Origin of the sequence: Pseudomonas sp. URIL14HWK12:I12, from assembly GCF_003097135.1 — a bacterium.
GTDB lineage: Bacteria > Pseudomonadota > Gammaproteobacteria > Pseudomonadales > Pseudomonadaceae > Aquipseudomonas.
The window spans coordinates 195,523-209,741 of record NZ_QEQL01000006.1 but is presented as its reverse complement, the minus strand read 5'-3'; the positions used below and the strand labels follow the sequence as shown (position 1 = coordinate 209,741).

Annotated in this window: 11 protein-coding genes; all 11 read right to left on the bottom strand. The window is 64.7% G+C overall.

The annotated features are described in order from the left end of the window. Positions 1-17: 17 nt before the first annotated feature. The 11 genes from F474_RS18360 to F474_RS18310 all read right to left on the bottom strand — a co-directional run bounded on the left by F474_RS18360 (position 18) and on the right by F474_RS18310 (position 14,189). Positions 18-1,394 (bottom strand): MFS transporter, encoded by a 1,377-nt coding sequence (locus F474_RS18360; RefSeq protein WP_097087256.1) that lies wholly within the window; start codon positions 1,392-1,394, stop codon positions 18-20. Positions 1,395-1,486: 92 nt separating this feature from the next. After that, on the bottom strand, positions 1,487-3,112 hold the full coding sequence (locus F474_RS18355) for a phosphoethanolamine transferase (protein ID WP_097087261.1): 1,626 nt from the start codon (positions 3,110-3,112) through the stop codon (positions 1,487-1,489). Positions 3,113-3,210: 98 nt separating this feature from the next. Then, on the bottom strand, positions 3,211-4,101 hold the full coding sequence (locus tag F474_RS18350; protein ID WP_097087265.1) for an alpha/beta hydrolase: 891 nt from the start codon (positions 4,099-4,101) through the stop codon (positions 3,211-3,213). After that, positions 4,101-6,329, bottom strand: coding sequence for a TonB-dependent siderophore receptor (locus tag F474_RS18345; RefSeq protein ID WP_097087681.1), 2,229 nt, complete (start codon positions 6,327-6,329; stop codon positions 4,101-4,103). Before F474_RS18345 ends, F474_RS18350 begins: the two co-directional genes overlap by 1 nt. A 95-nt stretch (positions 6,330-6,424) precedes the next feature. After that, complete coding sequence (locus tag F474_RS18340; protein ID WP_097087267.1) at positions 6,425-7,765, bottom strand: sensor histidine kinase; 1,341 nt, start codon at positions 7,763-7,765, stop codon at positions 6,425-6,427. Beyond that, positions 7,766-8,479: a response regulator transcription factor gene (locus F474_RS18335; protein WP_097087270.1), complete on the bottom strand. Its 714-nt coding sequence runs from the start codon at positions 8,477-8,479 to the stop codon at positions 7,766-7,768. Between the two features lie 39 nt (positions 8,480-8,518). Continuing rightward, entirely contained in the window at positions 8,519-9,211 is a 693-nt protein-coding gene (locus F474_RS18330) for a dual specificity protein phosphatase family protein (RefSeq protein ID WP_165830341.1), read from the bottom strand. 87 nt (positions 9,212-9,298) lie between these two features. Continuing rightward, positions 9,299-10,387: a tRNA (uridine(54)-C5)-methyltransferase TrmA gene (gene trmA / locus F474_RS18325; RefSeq protein WP_097087275.1), complete on the bottom strand. Its 1,089-nt coding sequence runs from the start codon at positions 10,385-10,387 to the stop codon at positions 9,299-9,301. Continuing rightward, positions 10,384-11,679, bottom strand: a complete 1,296-nt coding sequence (locus tag F474_RS18320) for an NCS2 family permease (protein WP_097087277.1) — start codon at positions 11,677-11,679, stop codon at positions 10,384-10,386. The genes trmA and F474_RS18320 overlap by 4 nt, the downstream gene beginning before the upstream one ends. Before the next feature lie 226 nt (positions 11,680-11,905). Further along, positions 11,906-12,907: a 2-hydroxyacid dehydrogenase gene (locus F474_RS18315; RefSeq protein WP_097087280.1), complete on the bottom strand. Its 1,002-nt coding sequence runs from the start codon at positions 12,905-12,907 to the stop codon at positions 11,906-11,908. A 55-nt stretch (positions 12,908-12,962) separates the two neighbouring features. Next, a complete protein-coding gene (locus F474_RS18310; RefSeq protein WP_097087283.1) occupies positions 12,963-14,189 on the bottom strand; it encodes an MFS transporter in 1,227 nt (408 codons plus the stop codon). Positions 14,190-14,219: the final 30 nt, after the last annotated feature.

The following is a 14,219-nucleotide window of genomic DNA, read 5'->3' as shown; positions in this document are numbered from 1 at the left end:
AAGTGGGCGGCAATCGGTCACTGCCGCGCAAGCCCATGCCCAGACACCTGCGCGCCGGCATCCTTGGGCAGCCGCAGAAGATCGGCCATCGACAACACTGTGGCCAGGCCCAGCAGGGTGAAGGCTAGGTGATAGCTGGCCAGGTCGGTATCGTTGGCACCGAGCGCGGTTTGCGCACCGCGCAGGAAGATCACCGCAAGAGCGACGCCCAGCCCGAACGCCAGCTGTTGGGCCATGCTGAACAGGGTATTGGCCGAGCTCATCAGCGGTGCGGGCATGTCCACGAAGGCCAGGCTGCTGTAAGCGGTGAAGCCCATCGAGCGCGCCATGCCAGAAATCACCAACAAAGGTGCCAGCAGCCATAATGGCGTTGCCGGTGTGACCAGCGCACAGGCGAAGGTCGCCAGTGCCAGCACCGAGCTGCTCCCCAGCAGGGTGGTGCGAAAGCCCCAGCGGCGCAGCACGGCGTTGGTCATCGGCTTCATGCCGATGTTGCCCGCGAACAAGCACAGCACCAGCAACCCGGACGTGACCGGGTTCAGGCCAAAGCCCAGTTGAAACATCAACGGCAGCAGGAAGGGGTGGGCGCTTACCATGGCGCGAAACAGCGAGCCGCCGTTGAAGGTGACGCGATAGGTCGGCACCTTGATCGCCTCCAACCGCAACAGCGGGGCAGGATGCCGCCGGCTGTGCCAGGCCAACGCGGCCATCATCAGCACGCTGGCACCGAGCAGGGCCCAGGCAACCGGCGAGCCAGGCATTCGGCCAACCTCGTCAAGGCCGTGCAGCAGCGCAGCACAGCCGCCAGCGCAGAGTACGAAGCCCCGCCAGTCGAAACGCCGAGGCAACTCGTGCACGGCACCGGCAGGCATCAAGCGCAGGGTCAGTAACAAGGCGATCGCCCCCAGGGGCAGGTTCAGCCAGAAAATCCAATGCCAGGAAGCACCAGAGGTGATCAGCCCCCCCAGCGGAGGGCCGAGCACCGGTGCCACCAACCCTGGCCAGGTGATGAAGGCAATGGCGGTGAGCAGGTCCTTTTTCTCGGTGCTACGCAGCACCGCCAGGCGCCCTACCGGCACCATCATGGCGCCGCCCAGCCCCTGCAGCACGCGCGCCAGCACGAATTGCCAAAGCGTTTGTGACAGGCCACACAGCAGCGACGCCAGCGTGAAGGTTGCCAGGGCAAGCAGGAAGACACGCCGGTACCCCCAGCGCTCAGCCACCCAGCCACTGGCCGGGATGAATACCGCCAGTGTCAGCACATAGGCGGTGATGCCCACGTTCAGGTCAACGGCGTTCACCCCGAAGCTGGCCGCCATATCGGGCAAGGCCGTCACGATCACCGTGGCGTCGAGGTTTTCCATGAAGAACGCGGCAGCGACCAACAGGGCCATCCGGCGTGCGCGGTGCTGGGAAAGCGGAGGGGTCACGGGCAGTCCTTGCGGTCCAGAGGGGGGCCGCCTAAGTGTAACCTGCCCTCACCACCTCAGCGCTTGCACCCCGCAAACAGATCCAGCGGCGCCTGGTACAGGCTGGTGCTGACGTTGAACCAACCCAGTAGCGAGTGGAAGACGTAGTCGTGGCTGAGCCCGGCCTGGTTCTGCCGGCCTTCCAGGCACCCGCGGTCCAGCCCGGCGTCGGCCAGCGTGCCCTGGCCGAACCACAGCACCATAGGCACGTGGGTCTGGGCTTCGGGGGCGATGGCATAGGGGGCGGCATGCAGGTAGACGCCGTTCTCGCCCAGCGACTCGCCATGGTCGGAGACATACCAAAGGCTGGTGTCGAAGCGTTGCTGGTTCTGCTTGAGCAGGCCGATCACCTGGGCCAGGAAGTGGTCGGTGTAGTGGATGGTGTTGTCGTAGACGTTCTGCAGCTCTTGCGGCGTGCAGCTGCCGAGCTGGTTGGTATGGCACACCGGCTTGAATACTTCCTGATCAGCCGGGTAGCGGTCGTAGTATTCCGGCCCGTGGCTGCCATCGGAGTGCAGCACGATCAAGGTATCCTCGTCGAGGCGGTCGATATAGGGCTGCAGGCCCACCAGCAATGACTCGTCCAGGCAACGTTTGCCGTCGCAGAAGGGGCTGGGCTGGGTTTTCGGGATGTCCTGGTGCGGGACGCGTAGGCACACGCCTTTGCAATCGCTGTTGTTCTCAAGCCACAGCACTTTCATGCCCGTGCGCTGCAGTACATCGAGCAGGCTCTCGAAGCTTTTGCCCTTTTTGTCGCTGTACTCCTTGCGTGGGAACATCGAGAACATGCAAGGCACCGACACAGCGGTAGAGGTGCCGCACGAGTGCACTTGGGTGAAGTTGAGGATGTCCAGCTTCGCCAGCTCGGGCGTGGTCGGGCGCGGGTAGCCGTTGAGGCCGAAGTGGTCGGCACGCGCGGTTTCGCCCACCACGAAGATCATCAACTTCTTGCGCTGCCCGGTCGCTGCGCGGGTGGCATCTGCCGCGATGGGCTGCACCACTGTTTTGCGTTCGAGCACGAGCTTTTCGCTGGCTGTGCGCGCCGTGGCGTAGAGGTAATTGGTGGGGTTGATGAAGTGGGTGAGCTTGTCGGGCTCACGGAAGACCGGCGCATAGGTGGAATAGAAACTCACCACCGACAGCACCAGCAGCACGCTGGCGCTGAAGGCCAGCGCCAGCTTGGTCAGCAGGCCGTGAAGCACCGGCCGGTAGCGCACCGGCCAGTACCAGGCCAGCGCCGCCGGCAGCACCCCCAGCAACAGCACATAGGCGGCCATCTTGGCGCTGATCAGGGCGCCCACTTCCCCGGCGTCGGTCTCCATCACGTTCTGCATCATCACCCGGTCGATGGAGATGCCGTAGTCGTTCATGAAGTAGGCGGCCAGTGCAGCGGTGATCGCCACCAGGCTGATCACAGGCCGCAGCAGCGGGCGGAAGGAAAACGGCAGCAGCAGCAGGCAGAACGCCGACCAGAGCAGCACCGCGAACGACACCTCGAAGAGTATGCGTTTCACGCCTGTGAGCTGGATCAGCTGCACCAGCGCGCCCCAGGCTTCGACGTTGTAGAAAGCGACCAGCAAGGCCGCAAATAGCATGACCAGCCGGTTAGGGCTCAAGGCGGGGAGACGCTGACGCAAACGCATTGCTGGACCTTTCCTTAGCAAATAGCGGGGCCATCGGGGACGGCCGAACGCTAGTGACCTCATGGTCAAAAATTTGTAAAAAAGGATAGCCTCGACTGTTACATTTCGCCTTCTTCATTTAGCCATTGCAGCGCCTGGCGCAGCGAAGCGGCCAGCATTGGGCCGTGGCCCAGGCCGGGGAAGCCCTGGTAGCGCACTGAAAGCCCGGGTACTGGGGCCAGCGCCTGGGCGAGGGCGGCAGCCGTTTCCTGTGCCGGCGGCAGGTTGGGCCGAGGCCGGGCGGGCTCTGCCTCGCCCTGCATCAGCCACAGCCGGCGCGGTGCTGCGAGCCGGGCGGGCAGCCCCTGGCTGTGCCGGGTGGCCCAGCCAGGGGCCCACCACAGCGAGGGGCTGGCGGCGATGTAGGTGGTGAAGGCCGAAGGCTGGTCGAGCAGCACCCCCAAGGTAAACAAGCCGCCATAGGAGTGCCCCCACAGGGCGGTGCGCTGCGGGTCGATCGGCGCCAGCGCCTCGACCTTGGTAGCCACCGGGCCCACAAGCAGCTTCAGGAACAGCTGCGCGCCGCCGCTGGGCTCACCGGTCATCGGGTCGCGCTGTTCGCCGGTAACGCGCTGCGGCGTGTAGTCGTAGGTTCTGGCGCTGCGGTCGATGCGCCGCTGCCCTGCATAGCCTACAGCCACCAGCACGGGCGCCTGGCCCTGGTCGAGTTGCGCTAGCAGGGGAGGGTCCAGCGCTTCCAGCGCTGCATTGCCGTCGAGCATGTACAGCACCGGGTAGCCTTGCGCAGGTGCCGGCCGGCGCGGCAAGCCTACCCACACTTGATAGTGCCGCTGCCCGTCAGCCGAATCGAGCGTGAACGTCTCGAAGCGGTAGGCCAGGTCGGTGCGCTGGAGCAAGCGGGTATCCATGGGTACGTCCTGTGGCGCGGCCTGCGCCAGGCTGCCGAGCGCGAGCCCGGCCGCCATCAGCCAATGAGCCAGGGCACGCATCAGAACGAGGCGCTCACGCTGGTGTAGAAGGTGCGCCCCGACTCGTTGTAGGTGGCCGCGCCTGCGCCGTCGATGTTGTTCACCCCTTGGGCGTTGCCTTCGCGCCAATGGCGCTTGTCCAGCAGGTTGTCGATGCCGGCGGTCAAGCTGAGGTTTTTCGTCAGCTGGTAGGTGCCGCTCGTGCCGACGATCGCGTAAGGGGCCAGCTGCTGGCGCGCAGTGCCGGTGACCGGGTTGCCGTGGTAGTCGTATTTCTTGGGCTTTTGTTTGCCGTAGTAGGCAACGTCCAGTTGCAGCGAGAGCTGCTCGGTGGCCTGCCAGTCGAGCATGGAATTGAGCGTGTACTTGGGCGTGACCGACAGCACATCGCCGGTTTGCTTGTTTTCGGAGCGCAACATGTAGGTGAAGTTGTTGCTCCACTTCAGGTCAGGTGCCAGGTCCATGTTGAAGGTGCCCTCAAGGCCCTCTACCAGCGCCTTGGGCACGTTCTCCCACTGAAACACCGAGGCATTGGCGTTGCTGCCGGTGCCACCGGTGGCCGTGCCAACCGGTGCCATGCCCGATTCGATCTTGTTCTTGTAGTCGTTGCGGAAATAGGTGAGGCCCGCCACCAGGTCGTCGTGCTTGTACTCGATACCCAGCTCCTTGTTCACCGAGGTTTCGGCCTCCAGGTCGGCATTGCCCTGCAGGTAACAGGAGGTGGTCTGGCCATAGCAGCCCTGGCCGTTGGAGTAGAGCAGGTAGTTGGGGTTGAGCTGGTACAGGTTCGGCGCTTTGTACGCCCGGGCGATGCCCGCCTTGAGCGTCAGGGTGTCGGTAAGCGCCTGAGACAAATTCAGGCCGGGGCTCCAGTTGTCACCCACGACGCTGTGGTGGTCCAGCCGCAGTGCCGGGGTGAGCATGGTGCCGGGGCGCAATTCGATGTTGTCTTCGGCGAACACCGAGGCGATGCGCGCTTCGCTTGAGCCACTGCGCCCGGTGGACGAAAGCCCGCTGACCGCACCACCGGCAGTGGTGCTCTGGGTATTGGCCAAGGGGTCATCTAGCTTCTGCTCCACCCATTCGGTGCCAAGGGTCAGGTTCTGGTCTGCGCCCCAGTGCAGCGGAAGGCTGACCTCGCCGTGGGCGGTCAGGCTGCGCAGCTCACTGGTGTAGAAGTTGGTGTTGCTGAAGATGCCCTCGGTGCCTCCCGCCAGCCCCTCGTTGATGCGCTGGTTACGGGTTTTCTCGTACTGCACGTAGGCCAGGCTGTCGCCGAAATCCCATTCGCCCCGGTGGGTCAGTGCCCAGGTGTTGCGGTAAAGGATATTGGTCTCGTGCCCCAGCAGGCTTTTCACGTTGGCATTGCTGTTGGTGTTCTGGGTGTCGCCGGTATAGATGTTGCCCTGGCGGCTGAAGCCGGCCTCAAGCTCCAGCGTTTGCTCGGGTGTCAGTTGCCAGGCGAGCAGGCCGTTCACATCCTTGTTGCGCACCCCCTCACGCCCGGCCGGCAAGGTGCCGACCTGGTTGCCGTAACGGGCGGACTCGTGGCCGCTGTTGATGTCGGCGTCATCGGCGTCGGTCTTGGCGACGTTCCCGTACAGGCGATAGGTGAGGGTGTCGCTCAGCGCACCGGAAAGGCCGAAGTCCATGCGCCGGGTGGCACCTTCGTCCTTGTGTTGTGGGAAGGCGGTGTACACCGTGGCCGAGCCGTGGGTTTCCTGGGTGGGCTGCTTGGTGATGATGTTCACCACCCCGCCGGCAGCGCCGTTTCCGTAGCGCGCTGCAGCTGGGCCGCGGATCACTTCGATGCGATCGATCATGTCGGCCGGCACCCAATTGGTGTCGCCTCGGCTGTCTCGCTCGCCGCGCCAACCGTAGCGTACCGAGCTGCGGCTGCTCACCGGCTTGCCGTCAATCAGGATCAGTGTGTTTTCCGGGCCCATGCCGCGGATGTCGATCTGCCGGTTGTTGCCGCGCTGGCCGCTGGAGGAGTTACCGGTGAGGTTAACCCCCGGCATGGTGCGGATCAGTTCGGAGATATCGTTGGCCGGGGGGCGTTTCTTGATGTCCTGGGCGGTGATCACCGATACGCCCGGGGCCTGCTTGGTCTCTTCCTTGGCCGTGGCGACGATGTTCTGGGCTTCCAGCTCAATGGGTTCGGCGGAAGCGGGCACCTGCTCGGCATGGGCAAGCGACGCACTGGTCAACACCGCGAGCAGGGTGGGCAGGGGCAGGCGAGGGGGCATGGTGATCTCCGAAAACGGCAGGCCAGCAAAGGGCAGGCCTGAAGCGATCACGAATGATATTGAATGCTATTTGAGAGTAAAGCGCATTAACTTTCTTAACACTGCGCCGGAACCCTCAAGTGCATGCGCAGCCCAGGTTCGGCCCGGCTGGCCCACAGTTGGCCGCCCTGCAGCGCGATCGCTTTGCGGGCGATGCTCAGGCCCAGCCCAAAGCCCTGGCCTTCGGTGCCATCGAGCCGAAGATAAGGCTCGAAGATCCGCTCCAGGTCGTGCTCCGCTACGCCTGGGCCCTGATCGGTCACCGTCAGGTGCCAGGCATCACCTTCGCGGGCGCCGGCCAGGCGCACCACGCCGCCTTCAGGGGAGTGGCGCATGGCATTACGAAGCAGGTTTTCCAGCGCCTGGGCAAAGCTGTCCAGATGCACCCGCACCACGCAGTGCTCATCCAGCTCGCAAGGTAGGCGTTGTGCGGCCCAACCGAGTTCGAAGCAGGCATCAGCCACCAGTGCTTCCCACACTGAAGCCACTATCACCGGCTCGGCCGCCAACTGTGGGCGTTCGGTATCGAGCCAGGCCAGGCTCAACGAGTCGTCTACCAGCCGTTGCATGTTGTCGACCTCATGGCCCAGGCGCTCACGCAAGGCTACTTCGCCTATTGGGCTGTCGCCGGCAATGCGCAGGCGTGCCAGCGGGGTGCGGATCTCGTGGCTGAGTGTGCGCAGCAGCTGGCGCTGTTGCGTCAGGCCCTGGCGTACTCGCGTGGCCATGTGTTCGAAGGCCTGGGCCAGCTCGCCCAGTTCGTCCCGGCGTTGTGCCAGGTGGCTGTAGGCGGGGCTGTCGAGGTTGTCGGCGCGCAGCGCATTGGCGCGTTCGCGCAGGTCGGCCAGTGGCGCCACCAGCAGCCTGTAGAGCAGCAGGCCCAGCCCTAGCGCCAGCAGCGCTGGCACCAGCCCGTGGGTCAGCGCGTAGGTGGTCATGGTCACCCCTCTGGGCAGCAGCCGTTCCGGCAGTTGCAATACCAGGCGGCCGTCTTCGGGGTGGCGCGGAAAGTCGATGCTGACAAAGGGCAGTTCGTCCTTCAGGCGTTTGCTCATGGGCCAGTCGAGTTTGCGCATGAAGGTCAAGTGGGCGATCTCGTCATCACTCAACGGGTTCGCGGTAAGGCTTTGCAGGCGAGGGCCGAGCACGGCAGCCCAGGTGTGCTCACGCGCCTGCAGCGCCTGGCGCCAGCGCTCCAGCCCCGGTGCGCCCTGGTGTTCCCAGGTGTCTTCGGCCTCGGCGGCGTAGTCGGCCAGGTACTGGCGCTCGCTCGATGAAAGGAAATAGGTGCTGCGCTCAACCTCCAGCCCCCAGCTGTAGAGCAGCCAGGCCAGTAGGAGGCAGAAGCCGACCTGCAGCAGAGCGAGCTTCCACAGCAGCGAGTGGCGGGTTTTCATTCAGCAGGCCTTGAGAGTGAGCTGGTAGCCCTGGTTACGTATAGCCAGCAACTGGAGGTCGGCCCGGCCGATCTGGCCAAGCTTGCGCCGCAGGTTGCAGACATGCACGTCCAGCCCGCGGTCGAGGCGAGTATAGGCGCGGTGCAGCACCTGCTGATAGAGAAACGGTTTGCTCAGTGCTGTGCCCAGGTGGTCGCGCAACACGCACAGCAAGCGGTATTCGGAGTGGGTCAGGCCGGCGCAGCGGCCCTGATAGCTGACCTCATGCCGGTGCTCGTCGAACACCAGGTTCAGGCAGGACACTGGCGCGGCGGCCCGGTACAACGCCGCGCGGCGCAGCAGCGCATCGATGCGGGCGTCCAGCTCGGCGAGGCTGAAGGGCTTGGGCAAGTAATCGTCGGCGCCCTGGGTGAAGCCTGTGATGCGATCCTGCTCGGCACCGAGTGCCGACATCAGCATCACCGGCACATTGCAGCCTGTGCGCAGTTGGCGGAGCAGCGCCAGGCCGTTCAGCCCGGGCAGCAGGATGTCCAGCAGGATCAGGTCGAAGGGCTCGCTCAACGCGATGGCCAGCGCTTGCGAGCCGTCACGGCACTGCCGGAGGCTGAACTGGCGCTGATGCAGGTGTTCGCCCATGGCCGCGCACAGCGTCGGGTCGTCTTCGACCAACAGCAGGCGAGGCGGGTTCGATGAGTTTATTTGAGAATGGTTCACAGTGGCGGCAGTATCGCATCGCCTGCCGCCTTCGGCAATTCAGAGCATGCCCAGCTGTTCCTTGACCCCGCACCATGACATCCCGTGGGCACAGGGCGAGCCATTGGCCAGGGCGACACGAATGGCGTCGATGTCGGCACGCTGGAGATAGTCGACCGCTTCGGTCATGTCGTCCTCGGTGCCGAAGCCATTGTTCTGCATTTCAGCCAGCGCCGCCTCCCGGCTCCAGCCCTCGAAGGTGATGCGGTACATGGCCGCGACGATGCCGGTGCGGTTATTGCCGTGTTTGCAGTGGATCAGTACCGGGCCTTGGGCCTGAGCGGCACGCACCGTTCGCAAGGCTTGCAGGATTTCGTCGTCGCTGACGCGATCGGCGTGCATTGGTTGGCTATACAGGCGAATGCTCGGGTCTTTTACCCACGCGTGGTCGTCGTCCTTGATGAAGCTGATCACGGTGCGCACACCCAGCGCCTTGAGCTGCGAATCACGGTCATCGCTGGGCAAACCACTGCGATAGAGCACCGGGCTCATCTGGAACAGGTTGATGGACGGGTCGACCGAGCGTGCCCATTCGGTCTGGTGTGCCGGGCCCGAAACGGCCAATGGCGAGGCGGCGTGGGCATGGGAATGGCGATGCCCGGCCAGGCTTGCACCGGCTACGGCTGCCAGAGACAGGGCGACGACCAGGAGCAGCGGAACGCGGCGGCGGGTGATGAACGCGGTTGCCAGCATGGGCATGCTCCTGGCCAGTGGGTAAAAACCGGCGGGAGCATGCGGTGGGAGAGGTCGGGGAAGAGTCAGCGCAATGTGAAAAAAACGTCAGCGCCGTACCAGCATCACCCCAGCTTCCATGTGGTGGGTGTAGGGGAACTGGTCGAACAGCGCGCAGCGCTCGATGCGGTGGGTGTCGTGCAATTGAGCGATGTTGGCCGCCAAAGTTTCCGGGTTGCAAGAGATGTACAGGATGCGCTCGAAGCGGCGCGCCAGCTCGCAGGTGTCCGGGTCCATCCCGGCACGCGGCGGGTCGACGAAGATCGTGCCGAAGTCGTAGCTTTTCAGGTCGATACCTTCAAGGCGGCGGAAGGGGCGTACCTCGTTCAGCGCCTGGGTCAGCTCCTCTGCCGATAGGCGCACCAGGCGCACGTTTTCCACCTCGTTGGCCGCAAGGTTGTGCAAGGCGGCGTTCACGCTCGTCTTGCTGATCTCGGTGGCCAACACCCGCCGCACCCGGGTCGCCAGCGGCAGGGTGAAGTTGCCGTTGCCGCAGTAAAGCTCCAGCAGGTCGTCGTCGCGCTCGCCGAGCGCTTCGTACGCCCAGGCGAGCATCTTCTGGCACACCTGCCCGTTGGGCTGGGTGAACGCGCCCTCGGGCTGGCGATAATGAAACGCGCGGCCGGCGACGTGCAGGGTTTCGTTGGCGTAGTCGCGGCCTACGACCAGGCGTTTGCCCTTGGAGCGGCCGATCAGGCTCACACCCAGCTGCTCGGCCAGCGGCCGCGCCGCCTGCTCCCACGCTTCGTCCAGGGGCCGGTGGTAGCACAGGGTGATCATCGCGTCGCCGGCCAGAGTGGTCAGGAACTCCACCTGAAATAGCTTAAAGCCCAGTGCCGGGTCAGCCTGCCAGGCCGCTTTCAGCCGTGGCATCAAAGCGTTGATCGCTTCGCTGGCGATGGGAAATCGCTCGATCAGGATCGGCGTGTGTTTCTCGCCGGGGGCGAACATGGCGTAGTGGCGTTGCTCATCTTCGCGCCACAGGCGAAATTCGGCGCGCAGGCGGTAGTGCTCACGGGGCGAATCGAACACCTGCGCCGGCGGCGCACCAAACGGTGCCAGCAGCTCGCGCAGGCGCTCGGCCTTCTCGCCGAGCTGCGCTTGATAGTCGGCCGGGCTGAAAGCAGTGCCACTCATGCGTTGAACCATCCCAGCTTGATCACGAACAGCACTGACAGAATCACCAGCGCCGGGTTCAGCTCCCGGCCCTTGCCGCTGGCCAATTTCATGCCTGTCCAGGCGATGAACCCGAAAGCGATGCCATTGGCGATCGAATAGGTAAAGGGCATGGCCAGCGCCGTAGCGGCCACCGGGGCCGCCTCGGTGATGTCGTCCCAGTTGATTTCGGCCAGGCCGGATATCATCAGCACGGCCACGAACAGCAGCGCCGGGGCGGTGGCGTAGGCGGGCACACTATCGGCAAGCGGCGAGAAGAACAGCGCCAGCAGGAACAGCACCGCCACCACGCAGGCGGTGAGCCCGGTGCGCCCGCCTGCGCTTACGCCTGCGGCCGATTCGATGTAGCTGGTCGTGGTCGAAGTGCCCAGCAGCGAGCCGGCCATGGCGGCGGTGGAGTCAGCAATCAAAGCCCGGCCCATGTTCGGCATATGGCCGTCCTTGCCCATCAGCCCCGCGCGCTTGGCCACGCCGATCAGGGTGCCGGAGTTGTCGAACAGGTCGACGAACAGGAAGGCGAAAATCACGCTCACCAGGCCGATGTCCAGCGCGCCCTTGATGTCGAGCTGCAGAAAGGTGGGTGCCAACGACGGCGGCATGGCCGTTATGCCCTTGAAGCGGCTGTAGCCCAGCAGGATCGACACCACGGTGATTGCCAGGATGCCGATCAGCACGGCGCCCCGCACTCGTAGGGCTTCCAGGCCGACGATCAGGATGAAGCCCAGCGCTGCCAGCACAGCGCCCGGCTGCTTGAGGTCACCCAGGCCGACCAGGGTGGCAGGGTTGTCGACCACGATACCGGCGTTCTGCAGGGCGATCAGGGCCAGGAACAAGCCAATGCCGGCGGCAATCGCCGAGCGCAGGGGCAGCGGGATGCTGTTGACGATCCATTCGCGGATACGCAGCACCGACAGCAGGAAAAAGCACACCGCCGAGATAAACACCGCCCCCAGCGCCACCTGCCAGCTGTGGCCCATGTGCAGCACCACGGTATAGGTGAAGAAAGCGTTCAGGCCCATGCCCGGGGCGAGGGCGATGGGGTAGTTGGCGATCAGGCCCATCACGGCCGAGCCGATGGCCGCGGCCAGGCAGGTAGCGACGAACAGGGCGCCTTTGTCCATGCCCGTGCTGCCCAGGATGCTGGGGTTGACGAACAGGATGTAGGCCATGGCCAGAAAGGTGGTCAGCCCGGCAAGGATTTCGGTGCGCACATCGGTGCCGTGCGCCTTGAGTTTGAACAGCCTTTCGAGCATGCCCGTTCTCCGGAGGGTGGTGAGGTTTCGCCGGCAAGCAAAGCACAGCCTGTGCCAGGGGGCGAAAAAGCCGCGCATGATAGCAAAAGGTAGAAGCGGCGAGCCGCCGGCTGGAAGAAAAAACCGGGGCGGCGATCGGGCCACTGAGCTTAAAGCTTCAAGCCCAGTGCCCTATTCGGCCCGTGGGCGGGCGGCTTACCGTGCGACGCTGCTCTTTGGAAGCAAATCAAGCCGTCAGCGCATTGGGGCAAGCCACCCCTTGAGCAAAACACCGCAAATTCCCCAACGTGGTCTCGGCGATCTGCGCCAGCGCCTCGACCGTGAAGAACCCCTGATGCCCCGTGATCAGCACATTGGGGAAGCTCATCAGCCGCAGGAACACCTCGTCTTCGATCCGATCGCTGGACAAATCCTGAAAGAACAGCTGGCTTTCCTGCTCGTACACATCGATGGCCAGCGCCCCCAGATGGCGCGCTTTCAGGGCGTCGATCACCGCCTGGGTATCGATCAGTGCACCGCGCGAGGTGTTGACCAACATTGCCCCCGGCTTCATCGCCGCCAGCGCCGACGCGCCGATCAGGTGGCGGGTGCTGGTGCTGAGCGGGCAGTGCAGCGTGACCACGTCGGCCTGCTCCAGCAAGGCCGGCAGCGGCACGTAGCTGCCCAGGGTATCGAAGGCATCGGTCGGGAAAGGGTCGTAGCCCAGCACCTTGCAACCAAAGCCATTGAGGATGCGCGCTACGGCAAGGCCGATCTGGCCGGTGCCGACCACACCTACCGCCTTGCCGTGCAGGTTGAAGCCCTGCAGCCCTTCAAGCATGAAGTTGCCTTCGCGCACGCGGTTGTAAGCGCGGTGGATGCGCCGGTTCAGCCCCATGATCAGTGCCAGGGTGTGCTCAGCCACTGCTTCCGGTGAATAGGCCGGTACGCGCGCCACGAACAGGCCCAGGCGCTGAGCGTGCTCCAGGTCGAGCTGGTTGAAGCCGGCGCAGCGCAGCAGCACGGCACGTACGCCGTGGGCCTTGAGTGCATCGAGCACGCTCGCGTCAAGGGTATCGTTGACGAAGGCGCACACCGCGTCGAAGCCTTCGGCAAGGGCCACGGTATCGTGGTCCAGGGCGGCAGGCAGGTAGGTGACGCTCAGGTCATCCCGGGCATATTCGCCTGCCAGGGCGTGTTCGAAGCTGCGCACGTCGTATGGCTGAGCGCTGAACAGGGCAAGTTTCATGGGGCCGTCCTTGCGGTGGGTAACGGCTCAAGCCTAACCCAGCCTGCGCGCTGCGCTATTGACCTGGCGCGGGCCGGTGCATGTGATCGCGCTGGGCGAGGCTGGGGAACAGCTTGATCCAGGTGCCGCACACCACCAGGGTGCCGACCCCGCCCAGCACCACCGCTGGCACGGTGCCGAACCAGTGCGCGGTGGCACCGGACTCGAACTCCCCCAGCTGGTTCGAGGCGCCGATGAACAGCCCGTTGACTGCACTGACCCTTCCGCGCATCTCGTCAGGGGTTTCAAGCTGAACGAAGGCGCCGCGAATGACCATGCTGATCATGTCTGCCGCACCCAGCACGGCGAGCACCGCCAACGAGAACCAGAACGAGGTCGACAGCCCGAAGGCGATGGTCGCCACCCCGAATACCCCGACCCCTGCGAACATGATCCGCCCGACGTTGCGCTCGATGGGAAAGCGAGACAGCCAGAACGACATCAGCAGGGCGCCCACTGCCGGTGCCGAACGCAGCATGCCCAGCCCCCAGGGGCCGGTGAGCAGAATGTCACGGGCGAACACCGGCAAGAGCGCGGTGGCGCCGCCCAGCAACACAGCGAACAGGTCCAGCGAAATGGCGCCGAGAATGTCGGGCCGGCTACGGATAAAGCGAATACCGGCCAGCAGCGAATCCAGCGTGGCCTTGCCCGCCTTGTTCAGGCCTTCCCGCGCCGGCAGGCTCGAAACCAGCCCGATGGCAAGCAGGTAAAGCACCGCCGACGGCGCATAGACCCACATGCTGCCAAGCGCATATAGAAAGCCGCCCAAGGCCGGGGCGACGATGGTGGCTGCCTGCATGGCCGATGCCGAGGCCGCCACCGCGCGCGGGAACAGCCCCGCCGGCACGATGTTGGGCAGCAGGGCCTGAGTCGTAGGCATCTCGAATGCCCGGGCGCTACCCAGGCAGAAGGCCATGAGAAAGATCAGGTTGCGCGTCACGCTGTCGTTCAGGCTGCACAGTACCAATGTCAGCGCCACCAGCCCCTGCAGGAGCTGGCAGATCGCGGCCACACGGCGCCGGTCATAGCGGTCTGCCACGTGCCCGGTATGCAGCATGAACAGCACACGCGGCGCGAACTCGACCAGCCCTACCAGCCCGAGGTCGAGCACATTGCTGGTGAGCTGGTACAAGTGCCAGCCAATGGCCACAGTGAGCATTTGAAAAGCGCTGGCGGTGCAAACTCTGGCCAGCCAGAAAGCCAGGAACGGGCGGTGATGCCGCAGGAGGGTAGGCGAAGCCATGGGCGCGATGACAGCCGTGTAGGTGCGATG